At 71.4% G+C, this 13,994-nt stretch carries 17 protein-coding genes; 7 read left to right on the forward strand and 10 right to left on the reverse strand.

Annotated features, from left to right (window positions below):
- Window positions 1-21 precede the first annotated feature (21 nt).
- Together OG897_RS35045 and bla are read right to left on the reverse strand one after the other, a co-directional pair.
- Entirely contained in the window at window positions 22-807 is a 786-nt protein-coding gene (locus OG897_RS35045) for a DeoR/GlpR family DNA-binding transcription regulator (protein WP_266663382.1), read from the reverse strand.
- A 103-nt stretch (window positions 808-910) separates the two neighbouring features.
- Complete coding sequence (gene bla, locus OG897_RS35050) at window positions 911-1,912, reverse strand: class A beta-lactamase (protein WP_266663384.1); 1,002 nt, start codon at window positions 1,910-1,912, stop codon at window positions 911-913.
- A 52-nt stretch (window positions 1,913-1,964) separates the two neighbouring features.
- Here bla and OG897_RS35055 point away from each other — a divergent pair, with 52 nt between their 5' ends.
- Together OG897_RS35055 and OG897_RS35060 are read left to right on the forward strand one after the other, a co-directional pair.
- Window positions 1,965-2,777, forward strand: coding sequence for an alpha/beta fold hydrolase (locus OG897_RS35055; RefSeq protein WP_266663386.1), 813 nt, complete (start codon window positions 1,965-1,967; stop codon window positions 2,775-2,777).
- Between the two features lie 100 nt (window positions 2,778-2,877).
- A complete protein-coding gene (locus OG897_RS35060; RefSeq protein WP_266663388.1) occupies window positions 2,878-3,444 on the forward strand; it encodes a DUF4291 domain-containing protein in 567 nt (188 codons plus the stop codon).
- A 36-nt stretch (window positions 3,445-3,480) separates the two neighbouring features.
- Here OG897_RS35060 and OG897_RS35065 read toward each other — a convergent pair whose 3' ends face one another.
- Window positions 3,481-3,717, reverse strand: coding sequence for a hypothetical protein (locus tag OG897_RS35065; protein ID WP_266663390.1), 237 nt, complete (start codon window positions 3,715-3,717; stop codon window positions 3,481-3,483).
- Window positions 3,718-3,840: 123 nt separating this feature from the next.
- On the opposite strand from OG897_RS35065, the gene OG897_RS35070 reads away from it, so the two are divergent.
- The 3 genes from OG897_RS35070 (at window position 3,841) to OG897_RS35080 (ending at window position 6,074) form a co-directional block, all read left to right on the forward strand.
- Complete coding sequence (locus OG897_RS35070; RefSeq protein ID WP_266663392.1) at window positions 3,841-4,365, forward strand: CGNR zinc finger domain-containing protein; 525 nt, start codon at window positions 3,841-3,843, stop codon at window positions 4,363-4,365.
- 240 nt (window positions 4,366-4,605) lie between these two features.
- Window positions 4,606-5,409: a SigB/SigF/SigG family RNA polymerase sigma factor gene (locus tag OG897_RS35075; protein WP_266663759.1), complete on the forward strand. Its 804-nt coding sequence runs from the start codon at window positions 4,606-4,608 to the stop codon at window positions 5,407-5,409.
- Window positions 5,410-5,747: 338 nt separating this feature from the next.
- Entirely contained in the window at window positions 5,748-6,074 is a 327-nt protein-coding gene (locus tag OG897_RS35080; RefSeq protein ID WP_266663393.1) for a DUF5133 domain-containing protein, read from the forward strand.
- 168 nt (window positions 6,075-6,242) lie between these two features.
- Here OG897_RS35080 and OG897_RS35085 read toward each other — a convergent pair whose 3' ends face one another.
- From OG897_RS35085 to OG897_RS35100, 4 genes are read right to left on the reverse strand one after another with little or no spacing between them, the layout of a single operon-like run.
- The gene (locus tag OG897_RS35085; RefSeq protein WP_266663394.1) at window positions 6,243-6,893 is read right to left on the reverse strand and encodes a response regulator transcription factor; all 651 of its coding nucleotides are present in this window, start codon (window positions 6,891-6,893) and stop codon (window positions 6,243-6,245) included.
- Window positions 6,890-8,116, reverse strand: coding sequence for a sensor histidine kinase (locus OG897_RS35090; RefSeq protein ID WP_266663395.1), 1,227 nt, complete (start codon window positions 8,114-8,116; stop codon window positions 6,890-6,892). The genes OG897_RS35085 and OG897_RS35090 overlap by 4 nt, the downstream gene beginning before the upstream one ends.
- An 11-nt stretch (window positions 8,117-8,127) precedes the next feature.
- Window positions 8,128-8,973, reverse strand: a complete 846-nt coding sequence (locus tag OG897_RS35095; RefSeq protein WP_266663396.1) for an ABC transporter permease — start codon at window positions 8,971-8,973, stop codon at window positions 8,128-8,130.
- On the reverse strand, window positions 8,970-9,890 hold the full coding sequence (locus OG897_RS35100; RefSeq protein WP_266663397.1) for an ABC transporter ATP-binding protein: 921 nt from the start codon (window positions 9,888-9,890) through the stop codon (window positions 8,970-8,972). Before OG897_RS35100 ends, OG897_RS35095 begins: the two co-directional genes overlap by 4 nt.
- A gap of 154 nt (window positions 9,891-10,044) precedes the next feature.
- Here OG897_RS35100 and OG897_RS35105 point away from each other — a divergent pair, with 154 nt between their 5' ends.
- Both OG897_RS35105 and OG897_RS35110 read left to right on the forward strand, forming a co-directional pair.
- A complete protein-coding gene (locus OG897_RS35105) occupies window positions 10,045-10,533 on the forward strand; it encodes a hypothetical protein (protein WP_266663399.1) in 489 nt (162 codons plus the stop codon).
- Between the two features lie 23 nt (window positions 10,534-10,556).
- On the forward strand, window positions 10,557-10,943 hold the full coding sequence (locus tag OG897_RS35110; protein ID WP_266663401.1) for a RidA family protein: 387 nt from the start codon (window positions 10,557-10,559) through the stop codon (window positions 10,941-10,943).
- A 154-nt stretch (window positions 10,944-11,097) separates the two neighbouring features.
- Here the strand turns inward: OG897_RS35110 and OG897_RS35115 are convergent, their stop codons facing one another.
- From OG897_RS35115 to OG897_RS35125, 3 genes are all read right to left on the reverse strand, one after another.
- Complete coding sequence (locus tag OG897_RS35115) at window positions 11,098-12,078, reverse strand: alpha/beta fold hydrolase (protein WP_266663403.1); 981 nt, start codon at window positions 12,076-12,078, stop codon at window positions 11,098-11,100.
- An 80-nt stretch (window positions 12,079-12,158) separates the two neighbouring features.
- Complete coding sequence (locus OG897_RS35120; RefSeq protein ID WP_266663405.1) at window positions 12,159-12,695, reverse strand: GNAT family N-acetyltransferase; 537 nt, start codon at window positions 12,693-12,695, stop codon at window positions 12,159-12,161.
- A 212-nt stretch (window positions 12,696-12,907) separates the two neighbouring features.
- Window positions 12,908-13,978: an aminoglycoside phosphotransferase family protein gene (locus OG897_RS35125; protein ID WP_266663407.1), complete on the reverse strand. Its 1,071-nt coding sequence runs from the start codon at window positions 13,976-13,978 to the stop codon at window positions 12,908-12,910.
- Window positions 13,979-13,994 lie beyond the last annotated feature (16 nt).

A 13,994-nucleotide genomic window follows, 5' to 3' on the forward strand; every position in this document is an offset into this window, starting at 1 on the left:
CCTCTTACGTACGGGAATGGTTCAGACGAGGATCGTGTGCACGCCCGCGTCGCGCAGCGCGGCCAGGGTCTGCGGGCCGTGCGGGTGGGTGGTCGGATCCTCGGCGGCGGTGTCGGTCACGAAGGTGTCGACCGCGCCCGGCTCCGCGACCCGGCTGAAGGACCGCACCCCGAGCTTCGTCGCGTCCGCGACCGCGACGGTACGGGTCGACTGGGCGAGCCCGACCTGCTTGACGGCCGCGTCGTCCAGCGAGAACTCCGACCAGCCGTGCTCGCCGTGCACACCGCCGATGGACATCACGAAGCAGTCGAAGGCGAGGGCTTCGAGCGTACGGAGCGCCAGCGGGCCGACCAGCGAGCGCTCGCCGGGGCGCGACCTGCCCCCGACGACCAGCAGCTCGACGCCGGGCAGGTCGGCGAGCCGTACCGCCACCTGGATGCTGAGCACCGCGACGGTCAGCGGGGCCCGCGCCGCCAGGTGCTCGGCGACGTGCACGGTGGTGGTCCCGGCGTCCAGCAGTACCCGCGAACCGGGTTCGACCAGCTCGGCGACCGCGCGGCCCAACCGGTCCTTCGTCGCGGCCTGCCACGGCTCGCGCGCCGCGAATCCGGCCCCCTCCTCCCGCTTCCGCGTGGCGACCGCGCCTCCGTGCACCCGCTTGACCAGGCTCTGGCGCTCCAGCTCGGCCAGGTCGCGGCGCACGGTCATGTCGGAAACCCCGAGCCGGTGGGCGAGCTCGGACACGGAAACCCGGTCGGAGCCCTGGACCAGGCGCAGGGTGAGATCGAGACGGTTGGCTACTCCCATGCCGTGATACTCACACAGGAATGTTCACTTGAACAATCAGATGTGAAATTCGCCGGGGAGGGGAGGGGAGGGGAGGGGAGGGGAGGGGAGGGGAGGGGAGGGGTCAGGCCAGGACGGACACCGCATACGCCGTCGCCTCCGCCAGGAGCGCTTCCTCCGGCTCCGCCGCAAGGCCGGGACGGTCCGACATGAGCGCCAGCACGATCGGCGCCCCTTTGCCCCGCTTGTCCCCCTTGTCCCCGGCGCCCCCGGGCGGCCAGATCACGGCGACGTCGTTCGCCCGCCCGTAGTCCCCCGTGCCCGTCTTGTGGGCGCAGGCCCACCCCCGGGGCAGCCCCGCCCGGATGCGCTTCGCGCCGGTGACGGTGTTCAGGAGCCAGTCCTCCAGCAGGGCGCGCTTGTCGGCGGGGAGGGCGGTGCCCAGGAGGAGGGCCCGGTGGGTGTCGGCGAGGGCGCGCGGGGTGGTGGTGTCGCGGGGGTCACCGGGAGGGTTGTTGTTCAGGCCGGGTTCGTACTGGTCCATGCGGCTGACGGGATCACCCAACTCCCTCAGGAACGCGTTCAGTTGCCTCGGCCCACCCAGATCACGCACCAGCAGATTGCCCGCCGTTCCGTCGCTGTGCCGTACGGCGGCGTCGCACAGTTCGCGGATCGACATGTCGGACCCGATGTGTTTCTCCGCGATCGGGGAGACGGAACTGACGTCGGCCCGGGTGACGGCGACCCGCTTGTCGAGGTGGCTGAGCGGGTTGCGGTGCAGGACCGCCGCCGCGGCCAGGGACTTGAAGGTGGAGCAGAACGCGAACCTCTCCTCGGCGCGGTGGGCGAGGACGGCTCCGCTGCCGGTGGCCAGGGCGTAGAGACCGAGGCGTGCGCCGTGGGCGCGCTCCAGGGCGGCGAAGCGGGCGCGGTGCCGTGGGGTTTCGGTGCCGGAGGGCGTCGGGGAGGCGGCCCCCTGCGACCGGTTCGGCCCGCCCGAATCCCGTACCCCCGCAGGCTCCTTGGACGTACACCCCACCATCCCCAGCCACGGCAGCGCGACCGCTGCCCCCAGCACTGCCCGCCGAGACACCCCGTACGCCCCGCCCGGTTCCCTCGTGCCCATCCAGCCGCTCCCCGCTCCCGCTCGCCCGTGATCAAGCTCGTATCGTGACCCCATGAGTACCCACGAGGCCCAGGACACCACCCTTCACTACGACGATCACGGCCCCGTCGACGGCCTCCCGGTCCTCCTGGTCCACGGCCACCCCTTCAACCGGTCGCTCTGGGCCCCGCAGGCAAGGGAGTTGGCGGCCAACGGCTACCGGGTCCTCACCCCCGACCTGCGCGGCTACGGCGACAGCCCGCTTCCCGCCGACGCGCCCGCCACCCTCCTCTCCGTCTTCGCCGACGACCTGGCCGCGCTCCTCAACCACGTGGGGCTGCCCGGCGCGGTGGTCGGCGGCGTGTCGATGGGCGGCCAGATCGCCATGGAGTTCCACCGCAGGCACCCGCACCGCGTACGCGGCTTGGTCCTCTCCGACACCTCGGCTCCCGCCGAGACCGACGAGGGCAAGGCGTTCCGCAACGCCCTGGCCGACCGCCTCCTCGCCGAGGGCATGGCGGGCTACGCCGACGAGGTCATCGACAAGATGCTCGCCCCGTACAACGTCACTGCCCAACCCGCTCTGGCAGAAGCCGTGTTGACGATGATGCGCACCACCGACCCACGCGGTGCCGCAGCCGCCCTCCGGGGCCGCGCCCAGCGCCCCGACTACCGCCAGACCCTCCCCGACGTCACCGCCCCCACCCTGATCCTGGTCGGCACGGACGACGTCTACACCCCGGTCCCCGCCGCCGAGGAGCTCCACCGCCTGATCCCGCACGCGACCCTCACGGTCGTCGCCGACGCGGGCCACCTCCCCGGCGCGGAACAACCGGCCCTCTTCAATGCGGCGTTGCTGGACTTCCTCGCCACCGTGGATGCCTGACGTCTGACGTCTGACGCCTGGCACCTGATGCCTGACGCGGTATCCGAGGCCGCCGAAATCCGCTCGCCGGGACGGTGGGGCGGATGGCAGGGTGCGGCGCATGGTTGCTCCGTACGAGATCCGCGCTGATCACGATGCCCGCACGATCGTGGTCTACCAGGCGTACTCGACCGCCATCGCCGACGCCGCACTGCGCGCCGGGCGCTTCGTCGCGCCGTTCTCGTTCCAGCGGATGACGTGGATCAAGCCGTCGCTGATGTGGCTGATGCACCGCAGTAACTGGGCCGCCAAGCCCGGCCAGGAGCGCGTTCTCGCGGTGCGGATCTCCCGGGAGGGCTGGGAGCACGCCCTGTCGCAGGCCGTGCTCACCACCGGGGACCCGGCGGCCGTGTCCCACGCGCCCGTGCACGTCCAGTGGGACCCGGAACGTTCGCCGCGCGGGGCCGCGCTCAACCACTACAGCATCCAGGTCGGCATCGGCCGCGACCTGATCCGTACGTTCAACGGCGACTGGATCGTCAGTCTCACCGACCTCACCCCTCAGGTCCGCAAGGCCGCCCCGCTCGTACGGGCGGGGCAGGGGGCGAAGGCCCGGCGGCTGCTGCCCCCGGAGCGGATCTATCCGCTTCCGGCCCAGCTGGAGCGGAAGCTGTACAGGGCAGGGTGACCCCGGGGCCGGTCGCCGGGGTGACTCCGCGACCGGTCACGCCCTCGCGGGCAGTGCCCTGACGAGGTTTCCGCCGAGGAGGACGACGAGACAGCCGCAGCCGCCCCGTACGTACTCCACCTCACCCCGGGAGGTCGCGTGCCGGGACCGGAGGGACCACCACTCCCGTCCGGTCCCGGCAGGCATCCTGCCCAGACAGAAGGGGCAGTCCTCGTCCGGCGACCTGACTGCGGTGGGCGTGGCCCGCATCGGGTCCGTCGATGGCATCGTCATGCGGCCAATGTGGGGTAAGGGTCTTGGTCAGTTCAACCATTACGGCGGAAGGGTTCCCGCACGCCCGCACGCGCTGCTGTCCCGCACGCACTGCTGTCCCGCACGCACTGCTGTAATGCACGTATGCACTTCGACAATTACGGCGGTGAAGCCGCCCGCCTCGCCGCCGAGTTGGCCAACCTGACCGGACCGCCCGCCCCCGACGACCTGGAGCCCCTCCTCGCCGCCCACGGCATCGTCCGCCGCAGGCTCACTGCCGCGCAGGCCGAGGACCTCTGGGCCTGGAGCCGGAGCCTCGCCGTCTGCTTCGGGCGGCAAGGGCTCGAAGAGCGGTGCGAGGCGGTCAACTCCCTGCTCGCCGAGGCTTCCAGCGCGCCCCGCATCTCCCTCCACGACGGCCGCCCGCACCTCCACTACAGCGCCCCCGGCTCCGACGCCGCGGCCCACATCCGAGCCGTCACCGCCGCCGGACTCGCGTACGTCGTGTGCTCGGCGGCGCCCGAGCGCCTGGGACGGTGTGCCCGCGCCACCTGTGGCCTCGCCTTCGTGGACACCTCGCGCAACGGCAGGCGTACGTACTGCTCGGTGCGCTGCGCCAACAACGACGCCGTGGCCCGTCACCGCGCACGGTCCGGAAGGCAGGGGTGAGGGGCGGCTTTCGTGAAGGTTCCCGGAAGGAATCCTGGAAGGTTCCCGGAAGAAAGTTGGCATCTGCCGAGAGTGAACACGCGTTCGTGGGCAAGGCTCGGGTGGGAGACGACCGATACCCGAGGAGGAACTGTGACGCTGTCAGCCCCCATCGCCACCGCCACCGTTGTGGAAGAAGCTGGCCCGGACGTCCAGATCCCGGCATCGGGCTCCCGGCAGGCCGCGGTCGAACTCCCGCACATCGCGCACCCCACCGCCGTCGCCCCCAAGGACGCCCGCCAGCTCTCCAAGCTGTTCCTCGACCGCTTGCAGGAGCTGGAAGAGGGCACGCACGAGTACCAGTACGCGCGCAACACCCTCATCGAAATGAACCTCTCCCTGGTGAAGTTCGCCGCGCGGCGCTTCCGCAACCGGGGCAGCGGCGACCTGGAGGACATCATCCAGGTCGGCACGATCGGCCTGATCAAGGCCATCGACCGCTTCGACCTGACCCGCGAGGTCGAGTTCACCTCCTTCGCGATTCCGTACATCTCGGGTGAGATCAAGCGCTTCTTCCGCGACACGACCTGGGCCGTCCACGTCCCGCGCCGCCTCCAGGAACTCCGTACGGAACTGGCCAAGGCCAAGGAGCAGCTCGCCACGGTCCTCGACCGCGACCCCACCGTCGCCGAGCTCGCCGAGCTCCTCGAACTCACCGAGGCGGAGGTCACGGACGGCCTCGTCGCCTCCAACGGCTACACGGCGGGCTCCCTGGACCTCCCCGCAGAGACCGGCAGCGACAACAACGCCAAGTCCGCCGTCTCGTACGCCGACTTCTTCGGTGCCTGCGACCCCGCCATGGAACTCTTCGAGGACCTGCACACCCTGGCGCCGCTGCTCGCCGACCTCTCCGACCGGGACCGCCGGATCCTCTCCATGCGGTTCGGCCAGGAACTCACCCAGGCCGAGATAGGCGAGGTCCTCGGCATCTCCCAGATGCAGGTCTCCCGCCTCCTGACCCGCATTCTCGGCCAGCTCCGCACCGGCATGCTGACGACCGCCTGATCCTGCCGGACGGCCCCGGCGGCCCGCCCAGGCGCAGGCCAGAGGTTGACTCACCGGTACTTAGCGGGTCTTCAGCGCGCCCTCTGCTCACCGTGCGTGCCGCGCCCGCCACACTCTGGCGCAAAACTGCCGGTGTGGCGTACGTGAAAGATGGGAACTCGCACCAAGAGCATGCGTAACAGGCTGAGGCGTGCCACCACGTGACGCACGCGGCGCATGCCACGTACCCGCATCAGAGGATGCAATCGGCGACGTACAACGACGTACGTCCACCTACACGACGCACGAAGACGTAAAAGACGTACGAGACAAGAGAACACAAAACTCAACAAGACGAGATGAAGGGGAACCCCTACATGCTGGTGCCCGACCCGAAGGTGCTGCGCACGCTTCTCACGCGCTACGCGGAGAACCGGTTCGCCCACGCCCAGAACCCGACCCCGGAATCGAAGCAGGCGCTGGACGACGTCACGTACACGCTGTGTGTGACCACCTCGACGACGAGAATCGAGGCGGCCCTGGCAGTGGCCGACGCCCTGCTGGCCCGCACCTGCTGCGCACACGCGGTCGAACCGACCGGCACGGTCATGCCGGAGCCCGTCCCCGTACCCGCACAGGGCGCGCAGGGCGAACAGAAGGTGTCCGGGGCTCATCTGGCAGCCTGACCACGGGGATCCAGGCGGGCACGAGCAGGTGAAGGTGGTCCGGGGTCCGACCTCGTCCGGCCGTACACGCTGGTGCGGGCGTCGCAGGTCCACGATCCCGGCCACCGTTCGCGTCGCCGCGAGCAGCAGCCTCGTCCTTCCGGGCACCGGGTCTCCGCGGCCCCAGCCTTACTCCTCCACCGTGATCAAGCCCCTGCCCACCGCCGTCATCACCGCCGCCGTGCGGTCGTCCACCTTCAGCTTTCCGAAGATGCGCAGCAGGTGGGTCTTGACCGTGGCCTCGCTGATGAAGAGGGCCGAGCCGATCGCCGCGTTCGTCAGGCCACGGGCGACCAGGCGGAGGACCTCCGTCTCGCGGGCCGAGAGGGTGCTGCGTTTCGGGTTGCGGAGGTGGCGGGTGAGGCGGGCGGCGACGGACGGGGCGAGGATCGTTTCGCCGGAGGCGGCGCCCCGGATGGCCTGGAGGAGTTCGGACAGGTCCGCGTGTTTGAGGAGGTAGCCGGTCGCGCCCGCCTCGACCGCGGCGAGAATCTGGTCGTCGGTGCCGTAGGTGGTGAGGACGAGGACGCGGCTGGTGGGCTTCTCGGCCGTGATGCGGGCCGTCGCCGCGACTCCGCCGCCCGGCATGCGCAGGTCCATCAGGACGACCGAGGGGCTCAGGGCGTGGGTCAGGGCGAGGGCCTCGTCGGCGTTCGCGGCCTCGCCGACCACCTCGATGTCGGGCTCTCCCACGAGCATTCCGCGCAGGCCCGCCCGCACGACCGGATGGTCGTCGACGATCAGGACGGAGACGGCTTCCGGCGGAGTGCCAGGGGTCATCGGGGGACCTCCACGTGAAGGGTCGTGCCCGCGCCGGGCGTGCTGGTCAGCTGTCGGGTGCCGCCGAGCTGTTCGACGCGGCGGAGCATGCCGGCGAGGCCGTAGCCTGGGGAGGCTTCGGGGGGCTGGGTGAGGCCCGTGCCGTTGTCCTGGATACGGACGGACAGACGGGACTCCGTGTACGTGAGGGAGACGTCGGCCCGGGTCGCTTGTGCGTGTTTGCGTACGTTGGTCAGGGCCTCCTGGGTGGCTCGCAGGAGGACGACCTCGACGGCGACCGGCAGTGGCTCCGGCTCGCCGTGCAGGGTGAACGCGGTGGTCAGGGGTGTTCCCTCGGCGGCCCGGTCCGTCAGCCTGCGCAGGGCTTCCGGGAGGGACGCCGAGTCCAGCGCAGCCGGGCGAAGGGCCTCCACCAGTGCGCCCGCCTCCGCGAGGGACTCCCGTGCGGTGCGGGTGACGAGGTCGATCTGGGTGCGTGCCCGGTCCAGTGGCTTTGCCTGGTGGGGCGGGAGTCGGTCCATCCGGTCCAGGGTCGATCCGGTGGCCTGGGCCAGCATGACGATGCTGCTCAGGCCCTGCGCGATCGCGTCGTGGATCTCCCCGGCGAGGCGCTCGCGTTCGGCGGCGACCCCGGCCTGCTGGGCCGCTGCGGCGAGTTCGGAACGGGTTTCCCTCAGCTCCTCGATGAGCGCGGCCCGTTCCGTGCTCTGGGCGATGATCCGGTGCACCCAGCTCCCGCACAGCACCGAGAACGCGACGACCATCAGCGCGGTCGGGCCCTGGGTGGTGATCCCGTGTGCCGCCGACCCCGTACGTACGACGTCCACGGCGAGCGGCACCAGGGCGAACGCCACGACCGCCGCCGTCGCGGGCGTCGGACGTAGCGTCCAGTACACCTGCGGGACGACGATGACGAGGGAGAGGGAGGCGGCGGGTGCGAGGACGACCGCCGTGGCGAAGAGGGCGAGGAGGGGGCCGAGGTAAACCGGCGCGCGGCGGCCGGTTCCCGCTCCGGCCGCCGCCTCATCCGTACGCATCAGCCGTCTGCCGTACGCCACGTACCAGGCGGCCCCGCCGAGCAGCGCGCACGCGGCGTACGCGGGGCTCTGCGCGGTGGGGTCGTCCAGGGTGAGGACGAAGACGAGGCAGGCGAGGAGGGTGACGGCGTAGTACGCGTCCCAGGTGACGTAGCCGCGCAGCCAGGCGTGGGGTTCGCTCCGCACGGGGGCGGGCCTCAGCCCCGCTGGGAGTTCCTCCGGCGGAATGTCAGCAGGCACAGCACCAGACCACCCGCGCACCATGCCGCCAGCACCAGTGCCGTCCGTCCCGGCTCCCACGAACCCGCCACCTCCTGGAACGTCATCGAGTCCGGCAGGAACACCGAACGGAAGCCCTGCGCCATCCACTTGAGCGGAAACACCGAGCCCAACTGCACGAGCGGAGCGGGCAGGTTGGTGATCGGATTCACCAGCACCCCGGAAATGAACTGTAGTCCGATGAAGGGGAGCATGATGATCGCCGAGGCGCTCTTCGCGGACCTCGCCAGGCTGCCCACCGCGATGCCGAGCAGCGCGCACGCGACGACCCCCAGCAGGAACACCCACCCGAACGTCAGCCAGCGTTCGGGTTCCGTGGGGAGCACGAGGCCGAAGAAGCCTCGCCCCACGGCCAGCAGTAGCACCACCTCCGCCAGGCTCACCACCAGTACCAGCAGCACCTTTCCGAGGAAGTACGAGGTGAGGGGTGTCGGTGTGCCGCGCAACCGCTTGAGGGTGCCGTCGTCGCCGTCCTGGGCGATGCCGTTGCCGAGGCTGACGAACGTGGCGGACATGATCCCGGCGGCGATCATGCTCGCGGCGAAGATCTGACCGGCACCGACGCCCGTACCGGGGACGGTGTCCCGGTAGATGCTCGCCAGCAGCACGAGCATCACCACGGGCAGGGAGAAGGTGAAGACGACCGCGTCCTTCTCCCGGAAGAACTGCCGGAGTTCGAGGCCGCCGCGCGAGAGGCCGCCGCGGAGGGGGGAGGGGGGTGCGGGGCGGGAGCGGAGGTGGGGGGTGGTGGTGAAGGCGGTCATGCCGAAGTCCTTCCGGGGGCGGGGGTGCGTCCGGGGGTGGGGTGGTGCTCGGGGCCGGAGGCGCCGATCAGCCGCAGGTAGATGTCCTCCAGGCTCGGCCGGTGGACGGAAAGCCCCGCCACGCGACCGGAGTTGTCGCTGTTGTGGGCCACCAGTTCCGCGACCAGACGGTCGGGGTCGGTGGTCTCCCGCCGCACCACCCGACCGTCCTGCTGCCAGCTGACGACCGCTGCCGCGTCCGCCCGGCCGCCGAGCGTCTGAGGATCGCCGAGCGCCTTCAGCCGCCCCCGGTCGACCACGGCGACGCGGTGGGCGAGCGCCTCGACCTCGTCGAGGTAGTGGGTGGTGAGCAGGATCGTCGTCCCCTCGAAGGAGAGGCGGCGGATCAACTCCCAGAAACGGGAACGTGCTTCCGGGTCGAACCCCGTCGTCGGCTCGTCCAGGAACAGCAGGTCCGGATCGCCCACGATCCCGAGCGCCACGTCCACCCGGCGCCGTTGCCCGCCGGACAGCCGCCCCACCCGCTTCCGGGCGTGCTCGCCGAGGCCGACCTGCTCGATCACGGCGTCCGGGTCCCGATGCCGGGGATACGTCTTCGCGAAGTGGCGCACCACCTCACGCACCGTCAGGTCGGCGGCGTCGGATGCCTGTTGGGGCACGATGCCGATCCTGCTGCGCCAGGCGCGTCCGGCGCGGGCCGGGTCCTCGCCGAGCACCGAGACGCTGCCGCCGTCCCGGGCGCGGTGGCCCTCCAGGATCTCGACGGTGGTCGTCTTGCCCGCCCCGTTGGGGCCGAGGAGGGCGAAGACCTCGCCGTGTGCGATGTCCAGATCGAGCCCGTCGACGACCGGTGTGCGGCCGTACCGTTTGGTCAAGTCCCTTACCCGTACTGCTGTGTCCGTGCTGTTCAAGGTCATGGACGAATCGTCCCGAGGCGGGGGCGCGGGCAGTAGCGACCCGAGGTCGGAACCGGGTGTCGGCCGATCGGTTGACAGGGGCCGCGCGGGTCATCAGGAGGGGCGGGGTAGCGTGCGTACCGGCAGCGCATGTGACGAAGGAGTGAAGTCCCCGATGAGTGAAGTGGGCCGGAGGATCTGGGAGATCGCGGCGGGCATGGGCGTGGGGTCGCCGCCCCAGGTCCCGGTGCCCTTCTCCGACGAGTCCTTCAGCCACCCGGTCGTGCGGGGCATGCACACGCTGATCTGCGCGGACGAATCGCACGCGGGGGCCTGCCCGTACGCCTGGTCCTCCGGGCAGGGGCACGTGCAGGAGGCGGCCGACCGGATGGAGGCCGAACACGGCGACGACTACGACCCGGCCGACCTGCCGGTCGAGGCGACGCTGGCCTTCTACGCGACCGCGCCGGAAGCCGAGGCGCTGGTGGAACGCGCCCGCACCGCCCTGCGCATCGACCCTGCGGGCGTCTGCGGTCTCACCGGCGCGCCGGTCACCCTCGAACTCCGCGACCTCACCGCGCGGGACCCGGAGTGGAGGTCCACGTACGACCACCTCATCGAGCAGCACGAGATCGAACACGGCACCACCCCCGCCGACCACTGACGCCTCACCCTCTGGAGCCAGACGTGCAGCACCACATACACCGCCCCGTGGGCTCGCCCCCGGTGAAGGGGTACAGCCACGCGGTCGTGTTCAGCGGCCGGACGGTCGTGATCTCGGGGCAGGTCCCGCTGGACGCCACGGGTCGGCTCGTCGGCAAGGGCAGCCCGGAACACCAGATCCGGCAGGTCTTCGAGAACATCAGGACCGCGCTCGCCGCAGCGGGCGGCAGCATGGGCCAGATCGTCAAGCTGACGGTGTTCCTGACGGATCTCGCGGACCTGGAGGACTTCCGGAACGTACGGGACGAGTTCATCGACACGACGCAGCCGCCGGCCTGCTCGCTGGTGCAGGTCAGCGGTCTGGTGAACCCGGAGTTCCGGGTCGAGATCGAGGCGCTGGCGGCGATCTGACGGGAATCGTCGGGGCCGGGCGAGGGACTGAAGGGCCCGAGAGGGACCGAAGGACCGAGAAACTGAATTGAGTACGTGCGGCCTCGCGGGCGGAAAGCGGGGCGGACCGGTCCGGTGCGGCCCGCCCCCGCCTCGGCGCAGAGGTCCCTGTGGGTCAGTTCCCTGTGGGTCGGCGCAGGAGGCTCGCCGCAGCCGTCGCGAACGCCTTCGCGCCGTCCACCCACGGGAAGTGTCCCGCGCCCGGTTGCAGCACGTACGTCGTCTCCGCGGCCGGGAACAGTTCCGCGAACTCCTCCGTCGAGCGCGGCGGGCTGTTCAGGTCGTACTCTCCGGCCAGCAGGCCCACGGGGACCGTGAGTTCGGCGAGGGCCGCCCGGGTGGCCTCCGGGTCGAAAGCACCCTCCGCGGCGAAGGCGGGGCCGGAGTCCCGGTTGGTGTTCCTGGCCTGCGACTCGGCGGTGTGTGCGCGGGCCGCGTCGTCCCAGCGGCCCCAGAAGAAGGGGGTGAGCGCCGCAAAGTCGACGTTCGCGGTCTCTCCCGCCGCGACGGCCCGCAGCGCCGCCGACGCCTCGGGGAACCACGCCTCGTCCTTCCTCAACTCCGCGCCCTCGCGCCGCGTCTCGTCGGAGATCGCGATGCCGACCGCCCGCGTGCTCGGGGTGATGAAGGTGAGCCGGGTGACGCGCTCCGGGTGACGGGCCGCGTACTGCACCGCGACGTTCGCCCCGGCGCAGTGCGCGAGCAGGTCGAGCGCGGGCAGGCCCAGGTGGACGCGCAGGGCCTCGACGTCCTCGACGAGACGGTCGCAGCGGTACGAGGCGGAGTCCTCCGGCACCTCGGAACCTCCGCTTCCGCGGAAGTCGAGGAGGAGCAGGCGGCGTCCCGCGACCGTGGCCAGACCGCCGAGGTCGCCCAGGTAGCGGGAGTCGTGCAGGGGGCCGCCGGGGAGGCAGACGAGGGGGGCCGCCGACTCGTCCGTATCCGTATCCGTATCCGCATGCGTACCCGTACCTGTGGAGCCGTCGCCGTCGCCGTCACCGTCGATGACGCGGTACGCGAGACGGGTTCCGTCGGGGGCCGGGTAGGAGGAGTACGGGGAGGAAGGGGGCGGGGAGTCAGCGGGAGAGTTCACCATGGCGCGATCATGTCATCAGATTTCCGCAGGTCAAGCCCCGAGGCTGCGTCCGGTGGCCCTCCTCCTGGAGCTGGAGGCGGTCACTCTGCGGGTCCCCACGCCGCCTCGAAGTACCTGACCCGTTCGTCCTCCCCGGCCGGGAGCATCCCCGCGGCCCGCATCACCCGCTGCGACGCGACGTTGTCGTGGTCGGCGTCGCCCTTCACCCGGGAAGCGCCCCGGTCCCGCGCGAACAGCAGGAGTGCCCGGAGCGCCTCGGACGCGTAACCGTTTCCCCACGCCGAAGGGACCAGCCCGTACCCGATGGTCACGGACCCCTGCGCGTCCTTCGCGCCGTGGAAGCCGATGCCGCCCAGCGGTCGGCCGTCCGCGCGCAGGCGTATCTCGAAGTTGACGTACGGCCCGGGATGCCCGCTCTCCGCGCAGACGCGCAGGAACCGCGCGGCGGCGGACACGTCTCCCTCGGCGGGGTAGCCGGGGGACGGCCCGGAACGCGGCCCGTCCGCCACCAGCCGCTCGCACTCCGCGACCGACAGCGGATGCAGGACGAGCCGTTCCGTCAGCAGGTCGGGTACGGGGCTGGGGCGTGCGGGACCGTCGTTCGTGGTGAGGTTCATGGGGAGGATGCCTATCACGCGGTACGAGCGAACCGCACCCGGTTTGGGCGGACGCCGACCGCACCCGGATGCGACGTACGCACTTCGCGGGAAACCTCCGTGCCCCGCACCGAGTTGGAGACCCCGAGACCCCGAGACCCCGAGACCCCGAGACCCCGAGACCCCGAGACCCCCAGGCTCCGGGGAACTGGCTGTTCGGCCCGATCCGGCGGTCAGGCGGTGAGCACGCGCTCCAGCGACGCCCGGCCCGCCGGGCCCCACGTGGGCTTGCCGCCGGGCAGGCCCTTGTCTCCGGCGTGGCCGATGTTGAGGAGCATGAGCGCACGGAAGAGGGCCCAGCCCTTGGCCCGGCGCACCGTCGCCTCATCCGCCTCATCCGCCCCTCCGCGCTCTCCGTGCTGTCCCTCCTCTCCCTCCTCTCCCTCCTCTCCGTCTTCTCCGCGCTCTCCGTACGAGGCGAAGAAGCGCGCCACCGTCGCGGGCTCCGCACCCGGCGGCCCGGACGGCAGCAGTGTCCACGCCGCCGCCAGGTCCTGCGCCGGGTCGCCCACGCAGAGGTCGCCGAAGTCGATGATTCCGGAGAGCCTGCCGTCCGTGACGACCACGTTCGCGGGGTGCAGGTCGGCGTGCCGCCACACGGGAGGGCCTTCCCAGGCGGGTGCGGACGCCGCGTCCGCCCACAGGGCGTCCACCCGGTCGACGCCCACGCCGCGTACCACCGAGGTGGTCCCCTGCGCGAGGTTGCGGTCCCGCATCTCCGCGAAGCTCGCGGTCGCGTCGGCCAGTGACACGTCGCGCATCGGATTGACCGGGGCGTCCGCCGGGGCCGTGACGTGCAGGGCGCGCAGGAAGCCCGCCAGGGAGTCGGCCGCCTCCAGCCGGTGCGCGTCGGCGACCGGGGAGCCGTCGGCGGGCTCGCCGGGCACCCAGGTCATGACCGACCAGGGGCGCGGGAAACGGCAGGAGGGCTTCCCGTTGCGCACCGGCACGGGCATCGGCAGTGGAAGGCGGGCAGCCAGCCCGGGCAGCCAGCGCTGCTCGTTGCGCAGGAGCTCGGGACCGCTCGGCGTGAGCGGCAGCCGTACCGCCAACTCCGTTCCCAGGCGCCACATCTGCATGTCCCAGCCGCCCCGGACGCGGCGCAGTTCAAGACCGGCCAGGTCCGGGTGCTGCTCCTCCAACAGGCCCCGCACCAGGGGCGCGTCGATCGCGGCGCCGTTCACATGGCTTGTCGCGTCGATCTGGAGAGTCCGTATGTCGACGGTGTCGCTCGGGTTTCCCATGGGGGACAACGTACGG

This window comes from Streptomyces sp. NBC_00237 (genome assembly GCF_026342435.1).
In the GTDB taxonomy this organism is placed as follows: Bacteria; Actinomycetota; Actinomycetes; order Streptomycetales; family Streptomycetaceae; genus Streptomyces.

Excerpts from the sequence above, each read along its gene's own strand:
- OG897_RS35045 (WP_266663382.1), bottom strand. The coding sequence starts at position 807 with ATGGGAGTAGCCAACCGTCTCGATCTCACCCTGCGCCTGGTCCAGGGC.
- bla (WP_266663384.1), bottom strand. The coding sequence starts at position 1,912 with ATGGGCACGAGGGAACCGGGCGGGGCGTACGGGGTGTCTCGGCGGGCA.
- OG897_RS35055 (WP_266663386.1), top strand. The coding sequence starts at position 1,965 with ATGAGTACCCACGAGGCCCAGGACACCACCCTTCACTACGACGATCAC.
- OG897_RS35060 (WP_266663388.1), top strand. The coding sequence starts at position 2,878 with ATGGTTGCTCCGTACGAGATCCGCGCTGATCACGATGCCCGCACGATC.
- OG897_RS35065 (WP_266663390.1), bottom strand. The coding sequence starts at position 3,717 with ATGACGATGCCATCGACGGACCCGATGCGGGCCACGCCCACCGCAGTC.
- OG897_RS35070 (WP_266663392.1), top strand. The coding sequence starts at position 3,841 with ATGCACTTCGACAATTACGGCGGTGAAGCCGCCCGCCTCGCCGCCGAG.
- OG897_RS35080 (WP_266663393.1), top strand. The coding sequence starts at position 5,748 with ATGAAGGGGAACCCCTACATGCTGGTGCCCGACCCGAAGGTGCTGCGC.
- OG897_RS35085 (WP_266663394.1), bottom strand. The coding sequence starts at position 6,893 with ATGACCCCTGGCACTCCGCCGGAAGCCGTCTCCGTCCTGATCGTCGAC.
- OG897_RS35095 (WP_266663396.1), bottom strand. The coding sequence starts at position 8,973 with ATGACCGCCTTCACCACCACCCCCCACCTCCGCTCCCGCCCCGCACCC.
- OG897_RS35100 (WP_266663397.1), bottom strand. The coding sequence starts at position 9,890 with ATGACCTTGAACAGCACGGACACAGCAGTACGGGTAAGGGACTTGACC.
- OG897_RS35105 (WP_266663399.1), top strand. The coding sequence starts at position 10,045 with ATGAGTGAAGTGGGCCGGAGGATCTGGGAGATCGCGGCGGGCATGGGC.
- OG897_RS35115 (WP_266663403.1), bottom strand. The coding sequence starts at position 12,078 with ATGGTGAACTCTCCCGCTGACTCCCCGCCCCCTTCCTCCCCGTACTCC.
- OG897_RS35120 (WP_266663405.1), bottom strand. The coding sequence starts at position 12,695 with ATGAACCTCACCACGAACGACGGTCCCGCACGCCCCAGCCCCGTACCC.
- OG897_RS35125 (WP_266663407.1), bottom strand. The coding sequence starts at position 13,978 with ATGGGAAACCCGAGCGACACCGTCGACATACGGACTCTCCAGATCGAC.